The organism is Stenotrophomonas sp. 14P6.2.3, from assembly GCF_057799055.1.
The window spans coordinates 1-26,594 of the sequence record NZ_JBYOLA010000014.1 but is presented as its reverse complement, the minus strand read 5'-3'; the positions used below and the strand labels follow the sequence as shown (position 1 = coordinate 26,594).

Here is a 26,594-nt window from a genome sequence, read left to right as displayed (position 1 = left end):
CTGCAACGCCATCCAGCCGCTCACTCCTCGCCCAGTGCCACCGGCAACGGCACCTTGCGGATCAACTTGAGCGCGCGTCCTTCCAGCACGTAGAAGAACGCGAAGTTGCCGGTCCTTGCGTAGTTGTCGTCGAACTCCCCGCCCTCGGCCACTACCAGCGCGCTGTGCGGATCGACCTTGACCACCATCGGGCCGAGCTCTCCGCCCAGCGATGGCGTAGCGAGCTTGCCGGTACGCTTGCTGACGAAGGTCATCGAAACACAACTGGTGCCGCAACCCCAGCCCACCAGCGTGTACTCGCCGGCAAAGCGGACCTCTCCGTCCTTCAGGGCTGCAGACAGGCGCGTCCTGAACATGCGGGCGCGCGGATCGCTGAGATCCAGCGATGCGGTCGGCCCGCTGTAGAACTTTGTCACGGGGTAGTCGGCGAATCTGGGATTGCCGCCTTCGCCATTGAAGATCGCCTCGCGGATTCGCACGTTCTCCGCGACTTGTGCCGCAGTCGGGCCAATGGAACTTGTGGCATCCGTGGGATACGGGGTGCTTGCCTGCATGGCCTGCGCCTGCCTCGCCGAACAAAGGATCAGTCCTGCGCCGGCCATGGCCAGTAGGACGGTCGTGCAACTTCTGAACATGCTCATCTCCTCGAGATGCCTTATCGCTCTGCACATGCTTCGGCGGCAAGCGAGCAGATCTGCACGACAGCTGCGACCTGCGGTCCCTTTCCCACATGCCTGCAATCCTGCAACCAGATCAATGCGTGCTGCCCCACCTTGAGGTCGGTCTCCTCGATACCGCCGCCATAGACCGTCCACAGACCAGTGCCCTCGTTGACGATAGTGCGGTGAACCAAGCCTGCTTTGGTCTGGACCGTCAGCCGGTGATCGTGGATCTTCACGATCTTCCCCGTCACCGAGGGCGGCGAGGGAGGAATGTCATCGCCATCGGCAGCCGGGAGCACGCACTGCGTCGTCGCCAGGGCGATGCCGGGAATGGGGGTCAGCATCAAGGCAGTGGCAATGGCCGTCGCCTGCAGCGCGTTCGCCGCCACGGCCTTCAGTACGGCGATCAATGGGTTGTTCATGGCAATCCTTTGCGTGAGCGCCCAGTCTAAACTTCGGACGCAATGTAAACTTATCAATATCCGCAACAGTTGACAGCTCGCCACGAGCCACCCAGACTGCGCCCTCGCTCCAGCCCTTCCAAGGTCCCGCCATGGCAACCGCCATCCGCCACGACTGGCACCACGACGAACTGCAGGCGCTGTTCGACCTGCCCTTTCCGGAACTGCTGTTCCGCGCCGCCGCCGTCCACCGCGAGCACTTCGACCCGGCCCAGGTACAGGTCTCCACGCTGCTGTCGGTGAAGACCGGTGGCTGCCCGGAAGACTGCGCGTACTGCCCACAGGCGCAGCGCTACAGCACCGGGGTCAACGCACAGAAGCTGATGGACACCGACGCGGTGCTGGCCAAGGCACTCCAGGCGAAGGCGGCCGGTGCTTCGCGTTTCTGCATGGGTGCGGCCTGGCGTTCGCCGAAGGACCGTGACATTCCGAAGGTGGCTGCGATGATCGCCGGAGTGAAGGCGCTGGGCCTGGAAACCTGCGCCACGCTGGGCATGCTCAGTGGCGAGCAGGCGCGCGCGTTGAAGGACGCCGGCCTGGACTACTACAACCACAACCTCGATACCGCGCCGGACTACTACGACTCGATCATCCATACCCGGCAGTACCAGGATCGCCTGGATACGCTGGGCCATGTGCGCGATGCGGGGCTCAAGACCTGCTGCGGCGGCATCGTCGGCATGGGTGAAACGCGCGCGCAGCGCGTCGGCTTGCTGCTGGCGCTGGCCACGTTGCCGGCACATCCCGATTCGGTGCCGATCAACAAGCTGGTGCAGGTCGCCGGCACACCGCTGCATGGCAGTGCCGAGCTGGACCCGTTCGAGTTCGTGCGCATGATCGCCGTGGCGCGCATCGCCATGCCGCGTTCGATGGTGCGGCTGTCGGCCGGCCGCGAAGCGATGAGTGACGAACTGCAGGCGCTGTGCTTCCTGGCCGGCGCCAACTCCATCTTCTATGGCGACAAGCTGCTGACCACCGGCAACCCGGAAAGCGAGCGCGACATGGCCCTGTTCGCACGGTTGGGCCTGCAGCCGATGGCGGTGCAGGTAGACGCCGACGGTCACGACCATGGCGGCACCGTGCATGCCGATATCAGCGCCGATGCCCCCGGCTGCGGCTGCGCCCACGCGGCCTGAGCCGGCGGCCAAGCAGGCGTCGCGGCAACGCGCTACCCTAGCCGCCCCGTCGCCGCATCCAGCCGCCATGGCACGCCCCGACCTGACCGCCCGCCTCCAAGCCCAGCGCGCGTTGCGCGATGCACAAGGCCGTCGCCGCCCGCGGCGCACGGTCACCCGTCGCGATGGTGTGCGCCTGGAAGTCGATGGGCGCTGGCTGACCGGCTTCTGCAGCAACGATTACCTGGGCCTGGCCCAGCAGTTCAGCGTGGTCAACGCACTGCAGGACGCCGCCGCGCGCGAAGGTGCTGGCGCAGGTGCTTCGCACCTGGTCTGCGGCCACCACGCGCTGCATGACGCATTGGAACGCGAAGTGGCCGAGTGGCTCGGTTACCCGCGTGCGCTGCTGTTCGGCAGTGGCTTCGCCGCCAACCTGGCCGTGCAGCAGGCGTTGCTGAGCGAAGAGAACGATGTCTGCGTGCAGGACAAGCTCAACCACGCCAGTCTGCTCGATGCCACGCGGCTGGCCGGCGCGCGCCTGCGCCGCTACCCGCACCTGGATGCGGAAGGTGCGATGCGCCAGCTCAAGCATGCGCCCGATGGCGCGGCGATGCTGGCCACCGATGGTGTCTTCAGCATGGATGGCGATATCGCGCCGCTGCGTGCGCTGTCGCTGGTCGCGCGCCTGCAGCAGGCGTTGTTCTACGTGGACGATGCGCATGGCGTGGGCGTGCTTGGCGATGGCCGTGGCGCGGTCGCCACCGCCGGCCTGGGCGTGGACGATGTGCCGCTGCAGCTGGTCACCCTGGGCAAGGCGCTCGGTGGTTCCGGCGCGCTGGTGCTCGGCCGCGAAGACCTGATCGAGCATCTGGCCGAAACCGCACGCCCCTACATCTACACCACCGCCATGGCGCCGGCATTGGCGGCATCCGCGCTGGAAGCGGTGCGGCTGGCCCGACGCGATCATTGGCGGCGCGCGAAGCTGGCCGATCTGATTGCACTGTTCCGCGGCGAAGCGCGCCGTCACGGGCTGGATCTGATGGCATCGGAAACGCCGATCCAGCCGTTGCTCTGTGGCGACGACCACACCGCCGTGGCGATGTCGCAGGCGCTGGAACAGGCCGGCTGGCTGGTCGGCGCGATCCGCCCACCGACCGTGCCGGAGGGCAAGGCGCGCCTGCGCGTCACCTTGTCCGCGCTGCACACCACCGAACAGGTGCGCGGCCTGGTCGAAGCCATCGCCGTTGCACGCGACCGCGTGGCCTTTGCCGCGCGCGAAGTGCTGCCGCCGTCGTTGCCGGCGCTGGCCTGAGTGATCGTGTAGTTCCCCATGCATATCGAAGTGACCGGCCATGGGCCGGACCTGGTACTGATTCACGGCTGGGCCCTGCAGGGCGGCGTATTTGCGCCGCTGGTGCAGCGTCTGGCCGATCGGTTCACGCTGCATCTGGTCGACCTGCCCGGCCACGGCCACAGCCGAGACGACAGCACGCCGCTGCGTCTGCCGTTCGTGGTCAACGCCATTGCCGCGGCCACACCGCCGGCGGTGTGGTGCGGTTGGTCACTGGGTGGCCTGTTCGCGCTGCACGCGGCGGCCACGCTGCCGAAGGTACGTGGTCTGGCGATGATCGCCGCCACGCCGCGCTTCGTGCGCGCTGATGACTGGCCGCACGCTGTGGAGCCGTCGGTGTTCGAGCAGTTCGGTCGTGACCTGGCGCAGGACTTCAGTGGCACCCTGGAGCGTTTCCTGGCACTGGACGTGATGGGTTCGGCGCATGCCCGCGAGGAACTGCGCACCCTGCGCCAGCGCCTGGTCGAACGCGGTGCGCCTACCGAACGCGCATTGCGCGAGGGCCTGCAGCTGCTGGAGAACACCGACCTGCGCGGCGCCCTGCCCGCACTGGGCAAGCCCAGCCTGTGGATTGCCGGCCAGCGCGACCGCCTGGTCTCGCCGGCCGCGATGCAGGCCGCTGCCGCGCTGGCGCCGGGCGGACAGTCGCTGACCGTCGCCCATGGCGGCCACGCCCCCTTCCTCGGCCATGCCGATGAAGTGGCAGCCGCTCTGCAACACTTCGTTGCCGGCCTGTCACCGGCCGATGGCGGACAATGAGCCTCCCAACGCTTCTGCAGGACTGACGCATGGATCTGGGCATTTCCGGCCGCTGGGCACTGGTCTGCGGCGCCAGCAAGGGGCTTGGCCTGGGCTGCGCGCGCGCATTGGTGCGCGAAGGCGTGAACGTGGTCATCGTCGCCCGCGGTGACGCTGCGCTGCAGGCCGCGGCTGCGGAACTGCGCGCGCTGCCCGGTGCCGCTGAAGTACGCGCGATCGCCGCCGACGTCACCACCGAGGCGGGCCGCGCCCACGCGCTGGCCGCCTGCCCGCAGGTCGACATCCTGGTGACCAACGCCGGTGGCCCGCCGCCGGGCGACTTCCGCACGTTCGAGCGCGACGACTGGATCGCCGCGCTGGACGCCAACATGCTGGCGCCGATCGCGCTGATCCGCGCCACCGTGGACGCGATGATCGAACGCGGCTTCGGCCGCATCGTCAACATCACCTCGTCATCGGTGAAGGCACCCATCGATACGCTGGCCCTGTCCAACGGCGCGCGCAGCGGCCTGACCGGTTTCGTCGCCGGGCTGGCGCGGCGCACCGTTGCCCACAACGTCACGATCAACAATCTGCTGCCCGGCCAGTTCGATACCGACCGCCTGCGCGCCAACTTCGCCCACGCCGCGGGGCAGGATGGTGATGCGCAGGCTGTGGCCGAACGCCGCCGCCAGCAGATCCCCGCTGGCCGCTTCGGTACGCCGGACGAATTCGGCGCCGCCTGCGCCTTCCTGTGCAGCGCACAGGCGGGCTACCTCACCGGACAGAACCTGCTGATCGACGGCGGCGCCTACCCCGGTACGTTCTAAGAGACTTCTGCAATGCCGTCCCACTTCGATACCCGCCATGTCCGTCGCGCCTTTGCCCGCGCCGCCAGCAGCTACGACGCTGCTGCCGCCCTGCAGCGCGAGGTGCAGTCGCGGCTGCTGGAATCGCTGGATTACCTGGAGGCGCGCAAGCCGGACGTGGTGCTGGATATCGGCGCCGGCACCGGTCATGCCAGCGCGCTGATGAAGAAACGCTGGCCGAAGGCGCAGGTGATCGCGCTGGATGTGGCGCTGCCGATGCTGGACCAGGCCAAGCGCCAGGCCGGCTGGTGGAAGCCGTTCCAACGCCTGGCCGCCGATGCGACCGCGCTGCCGTTGGCCGACAACAGCGTGGATGTGATCTTCAGCAACCTGTGCCTGCAGTGGGTGGATGACCTGCCGGCGGTGTTCGCCGGTTTCCGCCGCGTGCTCAAGCCCGGTGGGCTGCTGCTGTGTTCGACCTTCGGGCCGGAAACGCTGATCGAACTCAATGAAGCCTTCGCCGCCGCCGATGACCGCCCGCACGTGAGCCGCTTCGCGCAGATCGCCCAGTTCGGCGATGCGCTGATGATGGCCGGCTTCCGCGATCCGGTACTCGACCGCGACCTGTTCACCCTCACCTACGACGATCTGCCTTCGTTGATGCGCGAGCTGCGCGCGATGGGCGCGACCAACGCACGCGTCGATCGCCGCCATACGTTGACCGGTCGCGGTCGGTTTGCGGCGGCCGCGGCGGCGTACGAACCGATGCGCCGTGACGATGGCAAGCTGCCCAGCAGCTGGGAAGTGATCTACGCCCATGCCTGGGCACCCGACCCGGGCGCACCGATCCGCGAAGGCGGGCATGACATTGCTTCCGTGCCGGTGTCGGCGATTCCGATCCGGCGCAAGCAGACCTGATTCGAAGGCGCCGCCGGGCATGGCCCGGCGCTACCGGGCGCGCGTCATGGGTAGCGCCGGGCCATGCCCGGCGAGCGCAGCGGCAGCCGCTCAGGTATTGGCCGGTGAACTCAGCGGCGGCCGCACAAGATCACGGTGGAAGAAGTAGATCTCCTGCACCAGGAAGCGCCAGCTGGTATGGAAGCTGCGGAAGCGCGTGCTCGGCGTGGAAGACGCCAACGCCTGGATACCCAGCGCCTTGCTCAGGCGCAGCGCGCGCGCCATGTGCAGCGGGTCGCTGACGATGATCACCGAATGCAGCTTGCGCTGGTCCATCAGCCGCTTGGCCTCGACCAGGTTCTGCACGGTATTGCGCGAGGCGGTCTCGATGAGGATCGCGTCATCGGGAATGCCGTGCTTGAGCGCATAGCGCCGGGCCACCTGCGATTCCGAGAAGCGCGCGCCGCTGCCGCCATAGCCACCGGTGAAGATCAGCAGTGGCGCGTAGCCGGCGTCGTACAGATCCAGGCCATGGCGGATGCGTTCTTCAAACACCGGCGAGGGCTTTGAATCATAGGCGGCCGCGCCGAGAACGATGATCGCGTCCGCCTTGGCCGCCTGGTCGCGTTCACCGACCCAGACGATCCAGGCGGTCACGCCCAGCAGCCAGATCACCAGCAACACGAACAACCGCCACAACCAACCGAGCAGGCCGGTACGTTCGCGATGGCGGCCGCGGCTCACGGCGCTCCCCAACGCAGGGCAGGCAGATCGACATTGCCACCGGACAGCACCAGCCCCACGCGCAGGCCGGCGAAGCGCGCAGGCTGCGCAAGCACCGCCGCCAGCACGATCGCCGAGGACGGTTCGACCACCTGCTTGAGCACGTCCCACAGCAGGCGCATCGCCGCCACGGTGGCGGCATCGTCAACCACGATGACCTCGGCACCTGCGGCCTGCAGCAACGCGAAGTTGGGTGCACCGATCAGCGTGCGCAGTCCATCGCAGATCGTGTCCGGGGCAAATGCCTCCTGCCGCTTGCCGGTTGCCAGCGAACGGGCGGTGTCGTCGGCACCAGCCGGCTCGGCCAGCACCAGCCGGGTGCCCGGGCTTGCGTGCTGCAGGGCCAACGCGGTCCCACTGGCCAGGCCACCGCCGCCCACCGGCACCACCAGCACGTCGAACGGACCCTCACTGTGCAGCAGCTCCAGCGCGGCCGTGCCCTGCCCGGCCATCACTGCGGGGTTGGTGTACGGGTGGACCAGAGTGGCGCCGGTATCGGCCTGCACCTTGGCGCAGGTGGCCTCGCGGTCGGCGATGGTGGCCGGGCAGCGCCAGAGGGTGGCACCATGCCGGGCGATGTTGGCCAGCTTGGCGGCCACCGCCCCTTCGGGCACCACCACGTGGCAGGGGATGCCCCGCGTGCGGGCAGCCAGCGCCAAGGCGGCGCCGTGATTGCCCGAGGAATGGGTCACCACACCGGCACTGGCGTGATCGGCATCCAGCGACCACACCGCATTGCAGGCACCACGGAACTTGAACGCGCCACCCCGCTGCAGGTGCTCGGCCTTGAACGCCAGTCGCGCACCAGCCAATGCGTCCAGCGTGCGCGAGCGCAGCACCGGGGTCACGCTGGCATGGGGCGCTATCCGCGCAGCGGCGGCAAGGACGTCATCAGCGCGGGGCAACAGTGAATCGCTCATGACGCAAGATTAACTTATGCCTCCGCGCTGGCGAGGGCGCCATCGGTCATGCCAGCATGCTGGCGTACACCGCCATTCATCCTGGGCGGTGGAGTTAAGGGCTGATTCAACGCTGGCGGCTGAAGCTGCCTGCATACCCGTCCTCTGGGGGGACCCATCATGAAAACGCGCCTGATGCTTGCCGGTGGCCTGTTGCTGGCCCTGACCGGTTGCACCACTTACGACTATGTCGGTGGCCGCGGCGGTGGTTACTACCACGGTGCGCCGTCGGTGGAGTACCGCTACCCCAATGGTTACCCCTATGACGCCGGCTACCCGTATTACGGTGGCTATGGCGGCTACGGCGGTGGCTATTACGGCTACGGCGGCCCGTACTACCAGCGGCCGATCTACCGCCCGCCGCACAACAACCACCGCCCGCCACCGCGTCCGGGCAATGGCGGCGAGAACCGCCCGCCGCCGCCGCCGCGCCAGAACAATGGCGGCTCGCCCTGGCGCAACATGGATTCAATGCGTCGTCCGCCGCAGCCCGCGCAGCGGGTCGAGCGCCCGTCGCCGCCGCCGCAGGCACGACCGGCTCCGGCTCCGCGTGCGCCGAGGATGAACAGTTCCCCCTGGCGTGCGATGGATCAAGAGAGATAGCGCACAGTTGTGGCTGTTCCGTCTTGCATTTCACACGGTCCAAGCCTCAATCTACGCAGGTGGTGACGGCCCGCGTCACAAAGTGACAAAAACGTTAAGGGCACGTCCCAAACAGCTCTGCGTCGATATCCGACAGGAACATCTGGATCCCCCCTGTTCCGGCCCTGTCGGATGTCGGCACCTTTGAAGACGAACGGCCCCGCACTGCGGGGCCGTTTGTTGTTCCGGGGCGCCGCAACGGCATCCACGCATGGCGTGGATCTACCTGGACACTGCGCGCGGGAGCCGTTTTCACGCCATGTCTGGTCGCAGCCCGGGCACCAGGACAGTAGATCCACGCCATGCGTGGATGACGCTTTCCCGGAAGCCACAAAAAAAAACAGGGCCGGACAGTCCCCCGACTGCCGGCCCCTCTGCTTCCCCACCGTGCGCCTGTACCGGCCCCTGTTCCAATTCCGGTCACCAGCGCCTGCGGCGCCAGCCACGGTGGGTGCTATTGGGTTATCTGCAAATATCCTGCCAACTTTAGGGTTGATTTCGACGCCAGCCGACCGGCGCCGGCGTCCCTGCCCCGATTGGCGCTAAAATCGCCACCCCGGCATGGCCCCCCGGCCGCGCCTGCCCCTTGCTGAACAGCCTCCATGATCGATTCCTTCCATCGTTACGACGTCATCGTCATCGGCGGCGGCCACGCCGGCACCGAGGCCGCGCTGGCTGCGGCCCGTACCGGCGTGCGCACCCTGTTGTTGACCCACAACATCGAAACGGTGGGGGCGATGAGCTGCAACCCGGCCATCGGCGGCATCGGCAAGGGCCATCTGGTCAAGGAAATCGACGCCCTCGGCGGTGCGATGGCGCATGCCGCCGACCGCGCCGGCATCCAGTGGCGCACGCTCAATGCCTCCAAGGGCCCGGCCGTGCGCGCCACCCGCTGCCAGGCCGACCGCAACCTGTACCGCATGGCGATCCGCGCCATCGTCGAGGGCCAGGCCAACCTGACCGTGTTCCAGGCGGCGGTGGATGACCTGGTCATCGAGGGCGACCACGTGCGCGGGGTCATCACCCAGACCGGCCTGCGTTTCGACGCCGAGGCCGTGGTGCTGACCGCCGGCACCTTCCTGGCCGGCAAGATCCACGTCGGCCCGACCCAGTACGCCGCTGGCCGCATGGGTGACCCGCCGGCCACCACGCTGGCCGCGCGCCTGCGCGAGCGGCCGTTCCAGGTGGACCGCCTGAAGACCGGCACGCCGCCGCGCATCGACGGCCGTTCGCTGGACTACAGCGTGATGGACGAGCAGCCCGGCGACACGCCGCGCCCGGTGATGTCCTTCCTCGGTTCGGTGGATGAGCATCCGCAGCAGGTCAGCTGCTGGATCACCCATACCAGCGAGCAGACCCACCAGATCATCCGCGACGCTCTGCACCGCTCGCCGCTGTACAGCGGCCAGATCGAAGGCATCGGCCCGCGCTACTGCCCGTCCATCGAAGACAAGGTGGTGCGCTTCGCCGAGAAGGCCAGCCACCAGATCTTCGTCGAGCCGGAAGGCCTGGGCATCGTCGAGATCTATCCCAACGGCATTTCCACTTCGCTGCCGTTCGACGTGCAGCTGGAGATGGTGCGCAGCATCCGCGGTTTCGCCAACGCGCACATCACCCGCCCTGGTTACGCCATCGAATACGACTTCTTCGATCCGCGCGGGCTGAAAGCCTCGCTGGAAACCAAGCTGGTCAACGGCCTGTTCTTCGCCGGCCAGATCAACGGCACCACCGGTTACGAAGAAGCGGCCGCGCAGGGCTTGCTGGCCGGCCTCAATGCCGCTCGCCAGGTGCGTGGCCTGGATGGCTGGTGCCCGCGTCGCGACGAAGCCTACCTCGGCGTGCTGGTGGACGACCTGATCACCCACGGCACCAACGAGCCGTACCGCATGTTCACCAGCCGCGCCGAATACCGCCTGCAGCTGCGCGAAGACAACGCCGACCAGCGCCTGACCCCGGCCGGCCGCGACATGGGCCTGGTCGATGACCATCGCTGGAGTGCCTTCGAAACCAAGCAGGCCGCCGTAACCGCAGAACGCACCCGCCTGGGCGCGCTGTGGGCGACCCCGGCCAATGCGCTGGGCCGCGAAGTACAGGAAACGCTCGGCGTGGCAGTCAGCCGCGAAACCAACGTGCTGGACCTGATCAAGCGCCCGGAACTGGATTACGCGCAGCTGATGCAGGTGCCCTCGCTCGGCCCCGCCGTGGCCGATGGCAAGGTGGCCGAACAGGTAGAGATCGGGGTGAAGTACGCCGGTTACCTGGATCGCCAGCGCGAGGAGATCGAGCGCCAGCAGCGGCATGAAGCAACCCCGATTGCCGGCGATTTCGACTACGCCATCGTGCGCGGGTTGTCAGCCGAAGCGCTGCAGAAGCTGGAGCGCGTTCGTCCGCAGACCATCGGCCAGGCACAGCGCATTCCGGGCATGACCCCGGCGGCGATCTCGCTGCTGCTGGTGCACCTGGAGCGCGCGCGGCGCGGACGCGTGGCGTAACGCGGGATCGGCAAATGCCATCCACGCATGGCGTGGATCTACTCGCGGTCCGCTCTGGTAGGTGTCGACCTTGGTCGACACGGATGCATGAAGCATCCCGGTCGCGGCAGGCGCCCGCGGGGTCGGCATCGGCGGAGCGCGTATCATCATCGCGATTGCCCTGATCTGCTGGAGACACCGATGACCCCGCTGCGCCCTTTCCGCGACAAGATGCCGGTGCTCGGCCAGCGCGTGTATGTCGATCCGGCCTGCACCATCATCGGTGATGTCGAACTGGCCGACGACGTGTCGGTCTGGCCGGGCACGGTCATCCGCGGCGACGTCAATTTCGTCCGCATCGGTGCACGCACCAACGTGCAGGACGGCACCATCATCCACGTCAGCCACCACAGCCCGTACAACAAGGCCGGCTACCCGACCCTGATCGGCGAAGGCGTGACTGTCGGCCATGGCTGCATCATCCACGCCTGCAGCATCGGCGATTACAGCCTGATCGGCATGGGCGCGTGCATCCTCGACGGTGCCCGGGTCGAGCGCCATGGCTTCGTCGGTGCCGGTGCAGTGGTCGGCCCGGGCAAGGTGGTGGGCGAAGGCGAACTGTGGGTGGGCAACCCCGCCCGTCCGGCGCGCACGCTCAGCGACAAGGAGATCGAGTCGCTGCACTATTCGGCCGACCACTACGTGCGGCTGAAGGACGAGTACCTGGGCTGAGGCCGCATCGCCGGTGGCCGGGCTCTGCTAAAGTCTGGGCCCGACCAGGAACCGTCGAGACCCCCATGCCCGTGGCTGCACGCCGGAGAGGACTCCAGCGCCCACTTCGGCGGCCATCGCGCTGATGGCCGCGCCGATGCTCGATACCTACCGCGAGGTGGTAACGCCGGAAGGCGTGCCGCTGCAGTTGCCTGCGGCCGGACCGATGCCGCGCGCCCTGGCCTGGCTGATCGACCTGGCAGTCCGCTTCGGCGCGCTGACCGCGCTGTCCATTCCGCTGGCCCTGCTCGATGAGTTCGGCCGCGGCCTGTACATGGCGCTGATGTTCCTGCTGATGTGGGCCTACCCCATCGTCTGCGAAGCGCTGTGGGGCCGCACCCTCGGCAAACGTGTTCTTGGCCTGCGGGTGCTGGCACAGGATGGCGCACCGGTGGGCTGGATGGCTTCGATCACCCGCAACCTGCTGCGCACCGTGGACATGCTGCCCTTCGGCTACGCGCTGGGCCTGATCAGCAGCCTGTTCGATCCGCATGGCCGCCGCCTGGGCGATCTGGTTGCCGGCACGATGGTGGTGCATTCGCCACCGCACTACCTGCCGCCGCCGGCCACCATCGACAGCGTGCTGGCCCCGCCGCAACCGCTGCGGCCGGAGGAACAGGCGGCAGTGATGGCCTTCGCCGAGCGCGCGCCACGCCTGTCTCCCGCGCGCCAGCAGGAGCTGGCCGGCATCGCTGAGCCATTGACCAGTGCGTCCGGCCAGGTCGGCGTGCTGCGCCTGTATGCGATGGCCAACTGGTTGCTGGGTCGACGATGAAGCAGGAACAGTTCGTCGCCCGCCATCAACAGGAATGGCATGACCTGGAGCAGTGGCTGCAGCATCGCGCCGGTGCCTCGCGTCGGCGTCGGCGCAAGCCGGGTGCAGAGGAGGCCGGCGATGTCAGCTTCCCACAGCGCTACCGACGGCTGTGCCAGCAGCTGGCGCTGGCCCGCGAACGCGGCTACAGCCCGCAGCTGGTGCAGCGTCTGCAGCAGCTGATGCAGGACGGCCATGGCGTGCTGTACCGCACGCCACCCACCCGCTGGCGGCGCGCACTGGAATTCCTGGTCGCTGATTTCCCGCTGCTGGTACGCAGCCAGGCGCGCAGCATGTGGGCGGCGCTGGCGATGTTCGCGGTGCCCGCGCTGGCCTGCTTCGTGCTGGTGCAGGTGTACCCGGACAGCATCCACCTGCTGATGGACAACAGCCAGATCGCCGAGATGGAACGCATGTACGATCCATCCGCCGAGCGCCTGGGCCGCGACAGCGGCACCGACTGGATGATGTTCGGCTACTACATCATGAACAACATCGGCATCGCCCTGCGCACCTTCGCCAGCGGCCTGCTGGCCGGATTGGGCACGCTGCTGGTGCTGTTGTTCAACGGCATCACCATCGGCGCGGTGGCCGGCCATCTGCAGCACATCGGCCACGGTGGCCCGTTCTGGCGCTTCGTGGTCGGCCATGGTGCGTTCGAGCTGACCGCGATCGTGATCGCTGGCGGTGCCGGCCTGCAGCTGGGCATGAAACTGCTGGCGCCCGGGCGCCGCCGCCGTCTGGATGCGCTGGTTGAAGGGGGGCGCATCGGCGCGCGGCTGTGCCTGGGCGCGGCCTTCATGCTGCTGCTGGCAGCGTTCGTGGAAGCGTTCTGGTCGTCCATCGCCGAAATCCCGGCTGCAGTGAAGTTCAGCGTGGCCGGTGTGCTGTGGGCCGGCGTGCTGCTGTGGCTGTGGCGCGGTGGACGCGGAGGCAGCCATGCGGATTGACCACCTGGACGTGGTGCTGCGCGCGCGCAGCAGCTGGGAAGCAATGGAGCTGGGCACCGCGCTGACCCGCCGCCATGCACGCGGTGTGTGGGGCAGCTGGCTGCTGGCCAGTGCGCCGTTGTTCGTGCTGTTCAATGCGCTGGCCTGGTGGCTGGATGCCTTCGGCTGGGCCTGGCTGGCGATGTGGTGGTGCAAGCCCTTGTTCGAGCGCGCACCGCTGTACGTACTTTCGCGCGGCATCTTCGGCGAGCGGGTCGGTCCGCGCGCTGCACTGCGCGCGCAGCGGCAGTGGGGTGGCAGTGGCTTCTGGGGCTACCTGGGCTGGCGCCGCTTCAGCGGTCTGCGCAGCCTGTGCCTGCCGGTCAACCTGCTGGAGGGCAATGCGCCCGCACAGCGCGGTGCTCGCCGGCGAGCGGTCGCTGCCGGCGCCGCAGGCCCTGCACTGGTGCTGGCGATGATCTGCCTGGCCTTCGAACTGGTGCTGGTGGTGGGCGCGATCGCAACCATCTTCATCTTCATTCCCCTGGAACTGCTGCCCGAATCCTGGCGCGCGGCGTGGGCGATGGTCAGCGTGGAAGCGCCTGCGTGGGCCAAGCTTGGCCTCAACCTGCTGTGCTGGCTGGCAGCGGCGCTGATCGGCCCGTTCTACGTGGGCGCCGGCTTCGGCCTGTACTTGAACCGGCGCACGCAGATGGAAGCGTGGGACGTGGAAATCGCCCTGCGCCGCCTGCGCGAACGCTTGCTGCCCATCGCCTCTTCGTTGGTGCTGCTGCTGTCCCTGGCGCTGCCGTTGGCGCCCGCGCACGCGCAGGACGCCGACACGCCGGACGCCGGGCAGACCGCCACGGCCAGCGCCGAGGAAGACGAAGACGCTGAAGAAGCCGAGGAAGCAGCCACTGCGGAAAACGATCCGGCCAATACACCGGCGGTGATCTTCGGCGACAAGGCGATGGATACCGCTGGCTTCCGCCAGGCCGTGAACCGCGCTTACGAAGATCCGTTGCAGCGGCCGACGCGGCAGGTCAGCCGATGGAAGCCGATCGAAGAAGCGGCCGAGAAGAAGAAAGACAAGAAGGATCTGCAGAAGGACAGCGGCAGCGACGCAGACCGCAAGGCGCGCAAGAGCGGCCAGCTGTGGCTGGCCCGGATCGCCGAATGGGGCCTGTGGGGGCTGCTGGGTGTCCTGCTGCTGGTGCTGCTGTTGACCGCGCGGCTGTGGCTGCCGTGGTTGCGCGGTTCCGGCCGCCGCAAAGAAAAGCAGGCACCGCAGGTCACTGAAGAACAGGTGGAAATGCCGGTGGTGCTGCCGCCGGATGTGGCGACCCAGGCCGGCCTGCTGTGGGACCAGGGACGACCGCGGCAGGCGCTGGCCCTGTTGTATCGCGCCAGCGTACGCACGCTGGTGGAGCGCACCGGCATCGCTTTGCCGCCTGGTGCGACCGAAGCACAGTGCCTGCGTGCCTCGCGGCGTCTGACCGACAGCACCGACCGTGAACTGTTCGCGCGCATCGTGCGCATGTGGCAGTACGCCGCCTACGGTGGGCGCCTGCCTGCCCGCAGCGATTTCGACGCGTTGGCCAGCACGTTGCGCCAGCAGTACGGGTGGCAGGCATGAATCCGCGCCTGTTCTGGTCATTGCTGCTGGGCGCGCTGGTCCTGTTCGGGGTACCGCTGACGATCCTTTTCCTGCGCACGCACGAAAAGGTGACCGAGACCGTCGTGCTGCCGCCGCAGGGCGAAGCGAGCTACAACCCGCTGTATGTGCTGGGCCAGGCCCTGCGCGCCGACGGCATCGAGGTGCAGTCCAGGCAGCGGTTGGACCTGGCACAGATGCCACTGGCCGCCACCGATACGCTGGTGCTGCTGCAGGACACCGCCGACATGCCGCCGCGCACTGCGCAGGCCCTGCTGGATTGGGTGGATACCGGTGGCCATCTGCTGCTGCGCACGCAACCTCCGGCCGAGGATGATGCCGGCAGCACGCAGGGGCCATTGCTGGACAGGATCGGCGTGGACAGCCTGTTCCATGGCAGCGACTGCCAGCCCTTCCACGTGGTCGATGATCCGAGCCACGTCGAGTTCTGCGGCGGCCGGCGCTTCAGCCTGGGCTTCCAGGCCAACGCCACGGCCGAGCGCCGGTGGGGCGGCAACGAAGGGCTGGTGTTCGCGCGCCTGCCGCACGGCAAGGGCCGCATCGACGTGCTGGCGGACATGGACGTCATGCGTGGTGAAGGACCGAACGCATCAACGCGCCGCCGCACAGTCGATGCCGTCGCCCGCGATGGCCTGCATGACCTCTCGCACCGCGACCTGACGCGCTACCTGCTCGATCCCAACTATGGGCGGGGCACGGTCTGGCTGGTGTACGGCAGTCGCCCGCCCTCGCTGGGCGCGCGCATCTTCTACCAGGGCTGGCCACTGTGGGTGCCGCTGCTGCTGGCGATCCTCGGCTGGCTGTGGTCGCGTGCGCAACGCTTCGGCAGTGCCCTGCCAGCACCGGTGATCGAGCGCCGTTCGCTGCTGGAACACGTCCGCGCCAGTGGCGAACTGCTGCTGCGCTTCGGCCATGGCGCGCGTCTTTACCAGGCCGTGCAGGCGCTGTTCCTGCATCGCCTGCGCCTGCGTGCACCCGTGGCTGCCGCGCTCGACGGTGCCGCGCGTGACCAGGCCATCGCCGCAGTGCTGCAATGGCCGGTCAGTCGTGTCACCAGCGCACTCACGCCGCCTTCGCCGCATGATTCCTCCGCCCTGCGCGAGCGCATCCGCTTGCTGCTCCAGATGAGATCCCTGCTATGACCGATGCCCCTGAACTTCCGGCGGCCGCCACCGCCCGCCTGATCGAACGCGTCGACGCCATCCGCCAGGCCGTCGGCCACGCCTTCATCGGCCAGGCCGATGTGCTTGACCAGATCCTGGTCGCCCTGCTGGCCGGTGGCCACGTGCTGATCGAAGGCGTGCCCGGCCTCGGCAAGACCCTGCTGGTGCGCGCGCTGGCGCAGGCGCTGGAACTGGACTATGGCCGCGTGCAGTTCACCCCCGACCTGATGCCCAGCGACGTCAGCGGGCATGCGGTGTACGACCCGAAGAGCGAGAGCTTCAAGATCCGCCGTGGCCCGGTGTTCACCAACCTGCTGCTGGCCGATGAAATCAACCGTGCCCCGGCCAAGACCCAGTCCGCGCTGCTGGAAGTGATGCAGGAGGGCCAGGTCACCATCGAAGGCAAGGCCTTCACCCTGGCGCCGCCGTTCATGGCGCTGGCCACGCAGAACCCGCTGGAACAGGAAGGCACCTATCCGCTGCCGGAAGCGCAGCTGGACCGTTTCCTGCTGAAGGTGCTGATCGACTATCCGCAGCTGGAAGACGAGAAGCGCATGGTCGCGGCGATCACCAGCGGCCGTGCCGCCAGCGATTTCGACCTGAGCCAGGTGCCCCGCGTACTCGGTGCCGGTGAACTGTTGGCGTTGCAGCAGGCCACCGCGGCGATCACCGTCGATGACGAAGTGATCGACTACGCGGTGCGCATCGTGGCCGCCACCCGGCAGTGGCCCGGCATCGCCGTTGGTGCCGGACCGCGCGGCAGCATCGCCCTGGTACGTGCCTCGCGCGCGCAGGCGGTGCTGGCCGCGCGTGATTTCGTCACCCCCGATGATGTCCGCGACATCGCCCGCCCTGCCCTGCGCCACCGCATTGCACTGGCACCAGAGCTGCAGATCGAAGGCCAGGATGCCGACGACGTACTGGGTGCGCTGCTGGCCAAGGTCGAAGCGCCGCGCCGATGAGGCCTGCGCCGCTGCTGCTGGCGTTGCTGTTGGCCTGGGCTGTGCTGGGTGGCGTGGTGCTGGGCGGCCCGCTGCCGCGCTGGAGCTGGGCGCTGGCCGGCGCATTGATTGCGGTGCTGGCACTGGTTGATCTGTGGCGACAACGGCGACGGCCGTCGCCCAGCGTCGAACGCGACGCGCCCGAAGCGCTGGCACTGGGCGTGCGTCGCGAGATCGGCCTGCGCCTGCATAGCGAACAGGCCATGCACGTGCATGTGTTCGATCTGGTGCCGGGCGGTTGGCCACTGGAATCAATGCCGCAGCGCGTGCAGTTGCGGGCCGGCCATGTCAGCTCGCTGCATTACCACGTGCAGCCGCAGCAGCGCGGCCGCTTTGCCTTCGAGGGTGTGCAGCTGCGCATCCGCTCGCCGTGGCGATTGTGGTGGCAGCAACGCACGCTGCCACCGGCGCTGGAGGTACGGGTCTATCCCAACTTCGTGCCGCTCACCCGCTTCGCACTGTTCAGTGCCGACCAGGCCTCACGCCTGGTGGGCGCCCATGTGAAACGGCGGCGTGGCGAGGGCACCGACTTCCACCAGATGCGCGAGTACCGCATCGGCGACAGCCTGCGCCAGCTCGACTGGAAGGCCACCGCACGCGCGCGCAAGCTGATCTCGCGCGAGTACCAGGACGAGAAGAACCAGCAGCTGCTGCTGATGCTCGACAGCGGCCGCCGCATGCTGGCCAGCGAAGGCGGGCTCTCGCATTTCGACCATGCCTTGAACGCCTCGCTGGTGGTGGCTTACCTGGCGCTGCGCCAGGGCGATGCCGCCGGCCTGTTCGCGGTGGGCGGCGAGCGCCGCTGGGTGGCGCCGCAGCGCGGCATGGGCACGGTGCAGCACCTGTTGCGCGCCAGCTACGACCTGCAGCCACAGGCCGTGGCCACCGATTACCTGGCCGCCGCCACCGAAGTATCACTGCGCCAGCGTCGACGCGCGCTGGTGATGCTGGTCAGCAACGTGCGCGATGAAGACATCGAAGACCTGCTTGCTGCCGTGCGCCTGCTGCAGCGCCGCCACCTGGTGTGCGTGGCCAGCCTGCGCGAGCGCGAGCTGGATGCCGCGCTGGAGGGCGAGGTGCATACGGTCGAGGATGCCGCGCAGGCCGGTGCCGCCGCGCTGTACCTGCAACAGCGCGCGCAGGCGCATGACGCGCTGCGTGCCGAACGGGTGATGGTGCTGGATGTGACCGCAGATGCGCTGCCCGCCGCGCTGGTGGAACGCTACCTGGCGGTGAAGCGCGAAGGGTTGCTCTGAGCGGTAGCGCCGTGGACACCGGGCATGGCCCGGCGCTACCGGCCCGTTGCTCTGGTAGTTGCCAACCTCGGTTGGCACACAATCAACGGCGCCGACCAAGGTCGGCATCTACCAACGGCGTTGCTGCACACCGGGGACGCCATCAGACGTAGATCCGCGTCGGCGCCTCATCAACGATCGCGTGCGGCACGAAGCGCGCGCTGTCGCGGGTGATCGCGCTGTCGTCTTCGCGGATGCCTATGCCGCAGGCGTGGTCGCCGATCACCCAGCTGCCGATCAGCGGGTAACCGCCTTCGAAGCGGGTGAGCGGGTGCGCACGCTGGAGGATGGCCGGACCGTCGTACGGGCCGTCGCTGCGCTGCGTGCTGCCGTCGGCCAGGTGCATCTCGATGTTGGCACCTTCGCGCGAGAACAACGGCTTGCGCACCCAACCCGAGGCCAGCGCGCTGCCGTCATCGAAATGTGCTTCCAGCAGGTTCGGATGCCCAACGTTGCGCTGCCACAGCAACGGCAGGATGCCCTTGTTGCTCAGCACCGCCTTCCACGCCGGTTCCAGCAGCTGCACGCCCGAGCCCGGCAGCGCGCGGCCGAATTCCTCGGCCATCAGGTCTTCCAGCGGGTACAGCTTGAACAGCGTGCCGATCACCGTATCGTCCAGCGCGGTGAAGCGCCCATCTTGGGACAGGCCGATATCCTCGATGGCGATCGCTTGCCCGTGCAGGCCCGTCTGCGAGGCGCAGTCGCGCAGGTAATCGACCGTACCGCGGTCTTCGTCCGAGCTGCCCACCGCACTGAAGTACAGCGGCGGCGGCAGCTGCGTGGCCAGTTCGCCGAAGCGTTCGACCAGGGCTTCATGGATCGCATTGAACTGGTCGGCATGCTGCGGCAGGCGGCCGGCATTGCGCTGGTCCTCCAGCCACTGCCACTGGAAGAAGCTGGCTTCGAACAGCGAGGTCGGCGTGTCGTAGTTCAGCTCGTACAGCTTGGCCGGGCCGGTGCCGTCGTAGGCCAGATCCAGGCGCCCGTACAGATGCGGCTGGCGCTGGCGCCAGCTGTCGGCGATCCAGTCGCGGTAATGCGCGGGGATCGCCAGCTGGTCCATCAGGCGCTCGCTGCCGATGACATCGCCAACCAGGTCCATCGCCATCGCATGCAGCTCGGCGCTGGGGTCTTCGATGTCCTGTTCGATCTGGCGCAGGGTGAACGCGTAATACGCGCTTTCATCCCAGTACGGCTGGCCTTCGATGGTGTGGAAGCGGAAACCGGCTTCCTCCGCGCGCGCCCGCCACTGGGCGCGCTCGGCAATACGGATACGTTGCATGGATTGATCAGCCGCCGACGCTGCTGCCGCTACGGCGCGCACTGGTGCTGCCGAAGCCGCTGCGGCTGGCGGTCACCGCACGGTTCGGTTCGCTGCTGACCGGGGCCAGCCCGGCCTTGCCCGCGCCGATGCCGCTGGCGGTGTTCAGGCCGCCGCTGCCACCCGGGGCAGGACGCGCCCAGCCGGCGCTCTTGTCCTGGTAGGCCGGCGCCGACGCCGGCGCCTGCGGGGCCAGGCCACCGCGGTTGCTCAGCATCTGCGACATGAAGAAGCCCATCATCATCGGGCCGATGAACGAGGTACCGGCCGAGGTGTGCTGCTGCACGCACTGCTCAGGCTTGTAGTCCTGTTGGCAGGCTTCCTTGGTCGCGTACTTCGGCGCTGCATCGGCGGACTTCTTCTGCGCCTCGGCAAATGCATTGCGGCAGGCAGAAGGATCGGCGGTAGCCGTGGTGCAGGCCTCCACCGAGGTATACAGGCCTTCCTGCACCTGCACCTGCTCTTCCTTCTGGCAGGCAGTGAACAGCAGCGGCGCAGCGCTCATCAGCAGCAGCGCGGTGGTGCGGGAACGTTTCATGGCCTCATGCCTTCAAGTCGGAACAATGCCCCATCATGCCAAATCCCGGCCAACAACCGGAATCGGCAAAGTGGGAAAGATGAACGATCTTTCATTTTCGTCGTTCTCTCCCTCGCTCCATCCACGCATGGCGTGGATCCACGTGTCGACCAAGGTCGACACCTACCAACAGCAAGAATCGGGTCAGAGCCCACTGTGCAGCAACGGGATCCGACCCTGTCAGATCGCGGACAACTGTCGAAGGCGGGGTGGGTCCGGTTGCGGGGGCGTGAGCGCCATGGATGGCGCGACCGAGCCTACATGGACGTATTTACGGCGTCCCCCGCCACCGGACCCACCCCGCCATCCCACGGAATGCACGCCGTTGCCGTTGCCGTTGATTCGGCAGGTGCAGGGCGCAGCCCTGCCGGACCACCACCGGTGGTTGCAGCAGCAACCGAAAAAATTGGCCATGATCAACCGACCCCCACGTCGTACGGCCCGCCCGTTCCGCCAGCCATGCCTGAATACCGCTCCCGCACCTCCACCGCCGGCCGCAACATGGCCGGCGCCCGCGCCCTGTGGCGTGCCACCGGCATGAAGGATGGCGACTTCCACAAGCCGATCATCGCCATCGCCAACTCCTTCACCCAGTTCGTGCCCGGTCACGTGCACCTGAAGGACCTTGGCCAGCTGGTCGCGCGCGAGATCGAACAGGTCGGCGGCGTCGCCAAGGAATTCAACACGATCGCCGTGGACGACGGCATCGCCATGGGCCACGACGGCATGCTGTACTCGCTGCCCAGCCGCGAGATCATCGCCGACTCGGTGGAGTACATGGTCAATGCGCACTGCGCCGATGCGCTGGTGTGCATCAGCAACTGCGACAAGATCACCCCCGGCATGCTGATGGCCGCACTGCGCCTGGACATTCCGGTGGTGTTCGTGTCCGGCGGACCGATGGAAGCCGGCAAGACCAAGCTGTCCGAGCACAAGCTGGATCTGGTTGATGCGATGGTGATCGCCGCCGACGAAAGCGCCAGCGACGAGAAAGTAGCCGAGTACGAGCGCAGCGCCTGCCCCACCTGTGGTTCGTGCTCCGGAATGTTCACCGCCAATTCGATGAACTGCCTGACCGAAGCGCTGGGCCTGTCGCTGCCCGGCAACGGCACCACTCTGGCCACCCATGCCGACCGCGAAGCGCTGTTCCGCCGTGCCGGCCGCCTGATCGTCGAGCTCTGCCACCGCTGGTATGGCGGCGAGGATCCGCGCGCACTGCCGCGTAGCATCGCCACCCAGGCCGCGTTCGCCAACGCGATGACCCTGGACATCGCCATGGGCGGCTCCACCAACACCATCCTGCACCTGCTGGCTGCCGCGCAGGAAGCGGAGGTCGACTTCGACCTGTCCCACATCGACGCACTGTCGCGTCGCGTGCCACAACTGTGCAAGGTGGCGCCGAACTCGCCCAGGTACCACGTCGAAGATGTGCATCGCGCCGGTGGTGTGTTCGGCATCCTCGGGGAGCTGGACCGCGCCGGGCTGCTGGATACCTCCGTGCCCACCGTGCACAGCGCCACGCTCGGCGAAGCACTGGATCGCTGGGACGTGATGCGCAGCGACAACGACACCCTGCACACGTTCTTCAAGGCCGGCCCGGCCGGCATTCCCACCCAGGAAGCCTTCAGCCAGGCCACACGCTGGCCGTCGCTGGATGTTGACCGCGCCGAAGGCTGCATCCGTGCGCTGGAGCATGCCTATTCGCAGGAAGGTGGGCTTGCCGTGCTGCGCGGCAACCTCGCCGTCGACGGCTGCGTGGTGAAGACTGCGGGCGTGGACGAATCGATCCACGTGTTCGAAGGCAATGCGCGCGTGTTCGAAAGCCAGGACGCGGCGGTGGCCGGCATCCTCGCCGATGAAGTGAAGCCCGGCGACGTGGTGGTGATCCGCTACGAAGGCCCGAAGGGTGGCCCGGGCATGCAGGAAATGCTGTATCCGACCAGTTACCTGAAGTCGAAGGGGCTGGGCAAGCAATGTGCGCTGCTGACCGATGGTCGTTTCTCCGGTGGCACCTCGGGCCTGTCGATCGGCCATGTCTCTCCGGAAGCGGCCAGCGGCGGTGTGATCGGTCTGGTGGAGGATGGCGACCGCATCCGCATCGACATCCCGGCGCGGCGCATCGACCTGCTGCTGGACGACGCCACGCTGGCCCAACGCCGCGCCGACGCCGATGCGCGTGGCTGGAAGCCGCGTGCACCGCGCCCGCGCAAGGTCACCAGCGCGCTGAAGGCCTACGCCCTACTAGCCACCAGCGCCGACAAGGGCGCCGTGCGCAACACCGCCCTGCTCGGCGATTGACAGAAAAGGGGACGGAGGGAATTAAGTCGTAAGTGCCACAAACGACTTAATCCCCTCCGTCCCCTTTTAGGAGGGTCAGCCGATGGTGCGCTTGAACGGCGGCAGCGCGTCGATGATGCGCTTGCCGTAACGACGGGTCAGCAGCCGCGAGTCGAGGATGATCACCCGGCCGGTGTCGGTGGAGGTGCGGATCAGGCGGCCGGCGAACTGGGTCAGCGTGCGCAGCGCATGCGGAATCGCAATCAGGTTGAACGCATTGAGGCCACGCGCTTCCACCCACTCGCTCAGCGTGGCGGTCTGCGGATCGGTCGGCACCGCGAACGGTACCTGGGTGATCACCACCGTGGTGCAGGCCTCACCCGGAAGATCCAGGCCTTCGCCGAACGAGTTGAGCCCGAACAGCACCGAACCCTCGCCGGCGGCCACGCGGCGCAGGTGTTCGTCGATCATGCGCGTCTTCGACATCTCGCCCTGCACCAGCACCTGCTTGCGCTTGGCGGCCGGCATCAGGCCCGCCACCTTCTCCATCTTCCAGCGCGAGGTGAACAGCACCATCGAGCCCTTCGTCCAGTCCAGTTCCTTGCCGATGTAGCGCGCTACTTCACGCGGATGGCCTTCGCGGTCATCGGGCGTGACAGGGAACGGCGGCACGATCAGCTCGGCCTGGTTGGGCAGGTCGAACGGGGAAGACAACGAGACCATCTCGGCGGTTTCGGGGATGCCGTTGTCGATCGCCAGCGCCTGGAAATCGCCGCCGCCGGTCAGCGTCGCCGAGGTCAGCACCACCGAATCCACTTCATCCCACAACAGCTTGCGCAGCACGTGCGCGGCCGACACCGGCGAGCCATGCAGCACTAGGTCGCCATCACGGGTAGCGGTCACCCAGCGCGCCATCGGCGGCGCGCCTTCCTTGTCCTCGCGGCGCCAGACCTGCCACAGGTTGTACTGCTGCTCGATCATCTCCAGGGCCATGCCCAGGTTGCGCTGCAGGCGCTCGCGTGCCGGATCGTCCGGCTTGCCCTTGGCGACCTGCGCGGTGGCCGCGTGCGCCCAGTTGTAGAGGCTGCGGGTATCGTCGGCCAGCGCCTCGATCGGCTCGCGCCAGGCCTCGGGCAGGCGCCCGTTGGCCGCGCGCCACATTGGTTCCTCATCGGCCGGCGCCGGCATCCACACCGCTTCCACGTGGTCGCGGAACATGCGCAGGCCCTTGGCCACGTTGCTGGCCGCGTCGATGGCTTCGTTCGGCAGCAGGTTGCCGAGGCGGTCCTTGTCGACCGCGCGGTAGGCGCCGGCGATCAGGATCTGCAGGCGGCCGGTGCGCTTGGCCATTTCATCCAATGCGAGGCTGGCGGCGCCCTGATCGATGGCCACATTGCCAACGTGGTGGCCTTCGTCGAGCACCAGCAGCATGTCCGACGGCGCGGCGATCATCGGCTGCCCGTTGTCGCTGTCACCAATGGACAGCGCCGACAGCAGCAGCGCGTGGTTGGTGACCACGATCTGCGCGTCACGCACGGTGTTGCGCGAACGCAGCACCGCGCACTGCGCCGAGTATGCACAGCGCCGCCCCGCACAGCCCGAGGCCGGCGTGGTGATGCGCCCGCGCAGACCGGGGCTGATGGTTTCCGGTGCGTTGTCGATGTCGCCGTCCCAGCTGCCGTTGCTGAAGGCCACGGTGAGGCGCTTGGCGATGTCCATCTCGATCGGCGCCAGCGGGCGGTCGAACAGCGGCTGCTCGTCGTCGAACATGCCGTTCTGCGCGCCCTCGCCATGCGCTTCGGCGGCGTTGCGCGTGCACAGGTAGCGGGTACGGCCCTTGGCCAGGGCGATGGTCGCCTCCAGGCCGGTTGCCTTGAGGAAGTTCGGGATATCGCGCTCGACCAGCTGCGACTGCAGCGCCACGGTACCGGTGCTGATCACCAGCTTCTTCTTGCTGGCCAGGGCAATCGGCACGCCGGCGGTCAGGTAGCCCAGGCTCTTGCCCACGCCGGTCGGCGCCTCGACCACGCCCACACCGCCGCTGGTGGACAGCGCACGCGACACCACGCCGATCATCTGGCTCTGCGAGCGGCGGGTGGAGAAGCCGGGGGTATTGGCCTGCAGCGTCGTGTACGCCTTGCGGATCGCGTCCTTCAAGGTGTCATCGAGCTTGCGTGGGGCGGCGACGGTTTCGGTCACGCCAGAACTACCGTAGCGGGGTCAGGCCGGTCATTGTCGCATGGCCGGCCACGGGCTCCGATGCGCGGGCGCTGAACGGGGTCAGCAGCGTCGCGCCATGGCTGGATGAGCGCCCCGCAACGCCACCGACGCGGCCAAGGCCGCCATCACGGTCAGGGCGTCGCAGCGCGCTGCCGCAGCAGCCGTACCAATGCCCAGACCAGCAGTACCGTGCCGACGGCATCCAGCATGGCCAGGCCGAAGTGGACCACGCCCAGCACGGTGCTCAGCTGCGAGATCGCACTGAAGTCACCCTTGCTGACCATCCACATCGGCACCAGGTTGGCCAGCAGGCTGCCCATGCTGGACGCCAGCAACAGCAGCAGGCCGGTCAGCGCGCCGGTGCGTGCCGGATCGCGCGGCGCGCCCATCACCCAGACCAGGCCGACGCACAGGGCGATCAGCACCGGCAGGCGCACGCCGACCATGGTCAGCAGGGAGACCATCAGAGCCTGGCTGTCCATCGATCAGTCCTGCCCGGCGAAGGCACCGGCTCCGGCGCGCAGCTGCTGGTAGACCGCGTCGGTCTGTGGGCGTACGGCGTGCCACTGCAGGAAGCTCTCGGCCGCCTGCTCGACCAGCATGCCCAGGCCATCGACCGTGTTGCGGCACTGCGCGGCGCGCGCCCAGGCCAGGAAGGCAATGGCAGCCTCGCCGTAGTTCAGGTCGACCGCCGTGGTCATCGAATTGACCAGCGACAGCGGCAGCTTGAACTCGGCGTCGCGATCGCGGCCGGCCGAAGTGGCGTTGAGGATCAGCTCGAAATCTCCGAGGTCGCGCAGATCGTCCCAGTAGCGGCTGAGCGCGCGGCCCGGCTCGCCCATGGCATCGATCAGTTCGTCGGCGCGTTCCGGCGTGCGGTTGACCACCACCAGTTCGGTGATGCCGGCATCCAGCAGCGCCGGCGCAACGCTGCGCGCCGAACCACCGGCGCCCAGCAGCAGCACGCGGCGGCCGCGCAGGTCCAGGCCGTGGCGGTCGGTGAGGTCGCGCACCAGACCGATGCCATCGGTGGTGTCACCGTGCCAGCGGTCGCCCTTGCGCAGCAGAGTGTTGACCGAGCCGGCGCGGCGCGCGCGTGCGGTCAGCGTGGTGCACACGGAGAATGCCGCTTCCTTGTGCGGTGAGGTGACGTTGGCACCGACACCGCCCTCGGCGGCGAACGCCTCCAGCCCGGCCAGGAATGCGTCCGGGGCGAGATCGATGCTGCGGTAGTCGAGGGAGATGCCTTCCTGGCGACCGAACGCAGCATGGATCTGCGGCGACTTCGAGTGGGCGACGGGGTGTCCGAAGACGGCGTAACGATCGGTCATGGAATCCTCAAGCTGGCTAGACTGGTGCTCTTTCGTGCATGGACCTGGATGATGCGTATCGCCCCGACCCTGCTGGTGCTCGCCGCCAGTCTACTCTCTGCCCCGGTGGCGATGGCGTTGAACGAGTACGGCATCGAGGGCATGGGCGTGGTCTCCACCCGTGCCGACGAGGGCCGGGCCACGATCAGCGCCGATGGCCAGCGCATCGTCTTCGCCCGCCGTGGCGAGGCCGGCTGGGGGCTGTGGCAGGCGCGCGTGGTCGACGGCCGCTGGCAGCAGGCGCAGGCCTTGCCGCTGGCGGTGTCCGGCGAGGTGCGTGATCCGTATTTCAG

At 67.9% G+C, this 26,594-nt stretch carries 23 protein-coding genes and 2 pseudogenes; 16 read left to right on the top strand and 9 right to left on the bottom strand.

The genetic code is table 11. From position 1 onward, the window contains the following. Positions 1-20: 20 nt before the first annotated feature. Both AC27VL_RS12635 and AC27VL_RS12630 read right to left on the bottom strand, forming a co-directional pair. Entirely contained in the window at positions 21-635 is a 615-nt protein-coding gene (locus AC27VL_RS12635; RefSeq protein WP_488766721.1) for a hypothetical protein, read from the bottom strand. Positions 636-655: 20 nt separating this feature from the next. Continuing rightward, positions 656-1,084: a hypothetical protein gene (locus tag AC27VL_RS12630; protein WP_191077653.1), complete on the bottom strand. Its 429-nt coding sequence runs from the start codon at positions 1,082-1,084 to the stop codon at positions 656-658. 131 nt (positions 1,085-1,215) lie between these two features. Here AC27VL_RS12630 and bioB point away from each other — a divergent pair, with 131 nt between their 5' ends. The 5 genes from bioB (at position 1,216) to bioC (ending at position 6,054) form a co-directional block, all read left to right on the top strand. Then, positions 1,216-2,259 (top strand): biotin synthase BioB, encoded by a 1,044-nt coding sequence (gene bioB, locus AC27VL_RS12625; RefSeq protein ID WP_488766719.1) that lies wholly within the window; start codon positions 1,216-1,218, stop codon positions 2,257-2,259. A 67-nt stretch (positions 2,260-2,326) separates the two neighbouring features. Continuing rightward, a complete protein-coding gene (gene bioF / locus AC27VL_RS12620; protein WP_100553932.1) occupies positions 2,327-3,550 on the top strand; it encodes an 8-amino-7-oxononanoate synthase in 1,224 nt (407 codons plus the stop codon). An 18-nt stretch (positions 3,551-3,568) separates the two neighbouring features. Then, the gene (gene bioH / locus AC27VL_RS12615; protein ID WP_100553933.1) at positions 3,569-4,348 is read left to right on the top strand and encodes a pimeloyl-ACP methyl ester esterase BioH; all 780 of its coding nucleotides are present in this window, start codon (positions 3,569-3,571) and stop codon (positions 4,346-4,348) included. 29 nt (positions 4,349-4,377) lie between these two features. Next, a complete protein-coding gene (locus AC27VL_RS12610; protein ID WP_488766717.1) occupies positions 4,378-5,157 on the top strand; it encodes an SDR family oxidoreductase in 780 nt (259 codons plus the stop codon). 12 nt (positions 5,158-5,169) lie between these two features. Next, complete coding sequence (gene bioC / locus AC27VL_RS12605; RefSeq protein WP_488766715.1) at positions 5,170-6,054, top strand: malonyl-ACP O-methyltransferase BioC; 885 nt, start codon at positions 5,170-5,172, stop codon at positions 6,052-6,054. A 90-nt stretch (positions 6,055-6,144) separates the two neighbouring features. Here the strand turns inward: bioC and AC27VL_RS12600 are convergent, their stop codons facing one another. Both AC27VL_RS12600 and AC27VL_RS12595 read right to left on the bottom strand, forming a co-directional pair. Continuing rightward, a complete protein-coding gene (locus tag AC27VL_RS12600) occupies positions 6,145-6,789 on the bottom strand; it encodes a YdcF family protein (protein WP_223880050.1) in 645 nt (214 codons plus the stop codon). Beyond that, positions 6,774-7,736 carry a pyridoxal-phosphate dependent enzyme gene (locus AC27VL_RS12595; protein WP_191077647.1) on the bottom strand — a complete coding sequence of 321 codons (963 nt, stop codon included), beginning with the start codon at positions 7,734-7,736 and terminating at the stop codon, positions 6,774-6,776. The genes AC27VL_RS12600 and AC27VL_RS12595 overlap by 16 nt, the downstream gene beginning before the upstream one ends. Before the next feature lie 159 nt (positions 7,737-7,895). Here AC27VL_RS12595 and AC27VL_RS12590 point away from each other — a divergent pair, with 159 nt between their 5' ends. The 9 genes from AC27VL_RS12590 to AC27VL_RS12550 all read left to right on the top strand — a co-directional run bounded on the left by AC27VL_RS12590 (position 7,896) and on the right by AC27VL_RS12550 (position 18,497). Further along, the gene (locus AC27VL_RS12590; protein ID WP_191077646.1) at positions 7,896-8,378 is read left to right on the top strand and encodes a hypothetical protein; all 483 of its coding nucleotides are present in this window, start codon (positions 7,896-7,898) and stop codon (positions 8,376-8,378) included. Positions 8,379-9,019: 641 nt separating this feature from the next. Next, positions 9,020-10,909: a tRNA uridine-5-carboxymethylaminomethyl(34) synthesis enzyme MnmG gene (mnmG, locus tag AC27VL_RS12585; protein WP_488766712.1), complete on the top strand. Its 1,890-nt coding sequence runs from the start codon at positions 9,020-9,022 to the stop codon at positions 10,907-10,909. A 180-nt stretch (positions 10,910-11,089) separates the two neighbouring features. After that, on the top strand, positions 11,090-11,620 hold the full coding sequence (locus tag AC27VL_RS12580) for a gamma carbonic anhydrase family protein (protein WP_099819819.1): 531 nt from the start codon (positions 11,090-11,092) through the stop codon (positions 11,618-11,620). 124 nt (positions 11,621-11,744) lie between these two features. Beyond that, on the top strand, positions 11,745-12,434 hold the full coding sequence (locus AC27VL_RS12575; protein WP_089237631.1) for an RDD family protein: 690 nt from the start codon (positions 11,745-11,747) through the stop codon (positions 12,432-12,434). Next, on the top strand, positions 12,431-13,423 hold the full coding sequence (locus tag AC27VL_RS12570) for a stage II sporulation protein M (protein ID WP_191077644.1): 993 nt from the start codon (positions 12,431-12,433) through the stop codon (positions 13,421-13,423). The genes AC27VL_RS12575 and AC27VL_RS12570 overlap by 4 nt, the downstream gene beginning before the upstream one ends. Next, positions 13,413-15,038: a DUF4129 domain-containing protein gene (locus AC27VL_RS12565; RefSeq protein WP_100553940.1), complete on the top strand. Its 1,626-nt coding sequence runs from the start codon at positions 13,413-13,415 to the stop codon at positions 15,036-15,038. The genes AC27VL_RS12570 and AC27VL_RS12565 overlap by 11 nt, the downstream gene beginning before the upstream one ends. Continuing rightward, on the top strand, positions 15,035-16,219 hold the full coding sequence (locus AC27VL_RS12560) for a DUF4350 domain-containing protein (protein WP_100553941.1): 1,185 nt from the start codon (positions 15,035-15,037) through the stop codon (positions 16,217-16,219). Before AC27VL_RS12565 ends, AC27VL_RS12560 begins: the two co-directional genes overlap by 4 nt. Continuing rightward, positions 16,216-17,202 carry an AAA family ATPase gene (locus AC27VL_RS12555; protein WP_100553942.1) on the top strand — a complete coding sequence of 329 codons (987 nt, stop codon included), beginning with the start codon at positions 16,216-16,218 and terminating at the stop codon, positions 17,200-17,202. Before AC27VL_RS12560 ends, AC27VL_RS12555 begins: the two co-directional genes overlap by 4 nt. Beyond that, entirely contained in the window at positions 17,199-18,497 is a 1,299-nt protein-coding gene (locus tag AC27VL_RS12550) for a DUF58 domain-containing protein (protein ID WP_100553943.1), read from the top strand. The genes AC27VL_RS12555 and AC27VL_RS12550 overlap by 4 nt, the downstream gene beginning before the upstream one ends. Positions 18,498-18,639: 142 nt before the next feature. Here the strand turns inward: AC27VL_RS12550 and AC27VL_RS12545 are convergent, their stop codons facing one another. Then, positions 18,640-19,818, bottom strand: a complete 1,179-nt coding sequence (locus AC27VL_RS12545; protein ID WP_100553944.1) for a glutathionylspermidine synthase family protein — start codon at positions 19,816-19,818, stop codon at positions 18,640-18,642. A 7-nt stretch (positions 19,819-19,825) separates the two neighbouring features. Next, a complete protein-coding gene (locus tag AC27VL_RS12540; RefSeq protein ID WP_089237645.1) occupies positions 19,826-20,395 on the bottom strand; it encodes a DUF1190 domain-containing protein in 570 nt (189 codons plus the stop codon). 498 nt (positions 20,396-20,893) lie between these two features. Between AC27VL_RS12540 and ilvD the strand changes: the two genes are divergently transcribed. Further along, a complete protein-coding gene (gene ilvD, locus AC27VL_RS12535) occupies positions 20,894-22,732 on the top strand; it encodes a dihydroxy-acid dehydratase (RefSeq protein ID WP_488766708.1) in 1,839 nt (612 codons plus the stop codon). 75 nt (positions 22,733-22,807) lie between these two features. Here the strand turns inward: ilvD and dinG are convergent. The 3 genes and pseudogenes from dinG to aroE form a co-directional block, all read right to left on the bottom strand. Then, positions 22,808-24,865: pseudogene (gene dinG, locus AC27VL_RS12530) on the bottom strand (ATP-dependent DNA helicase DinG); the annotation flags it as partial. Positions 24,866-25,062: 197 nt separating this feature from the next. Continuing rightward, positions 25,063-25,413: a hypothetical protein gene (locus AC27VL_RS12525; protein ID WP_108265742.1), complete on the bottom strand. Its 351-nt coding sequence runs from the start codon at positions 25,411-25,413 to the stop codon at positions 25,063-25,065. A gap of 3 nt (positions 25,414-25,416) precedes the next feature. Beyond that, positions 25,417-26,262, bottom strand: coding sequence for a shikimate dehydrogenase (aroE, locus tag AC27VL_RS12520; RefSeq protein WP_205404502.1), 846 nt, complete (start codon positions 26,260-26,262; stop codon positions 25,417-25,419). 48 nt (positions 26,263-26,310) lie between these two features. Here aroE and AC27VL_RS12515 point away from each other — a divergent pair. Further along, positions 26,311-26,594 (top strand): annotated as a pseudogene (locus tag AC27VL_RS12515) (hypothetical protein); the annotation flags it as partial.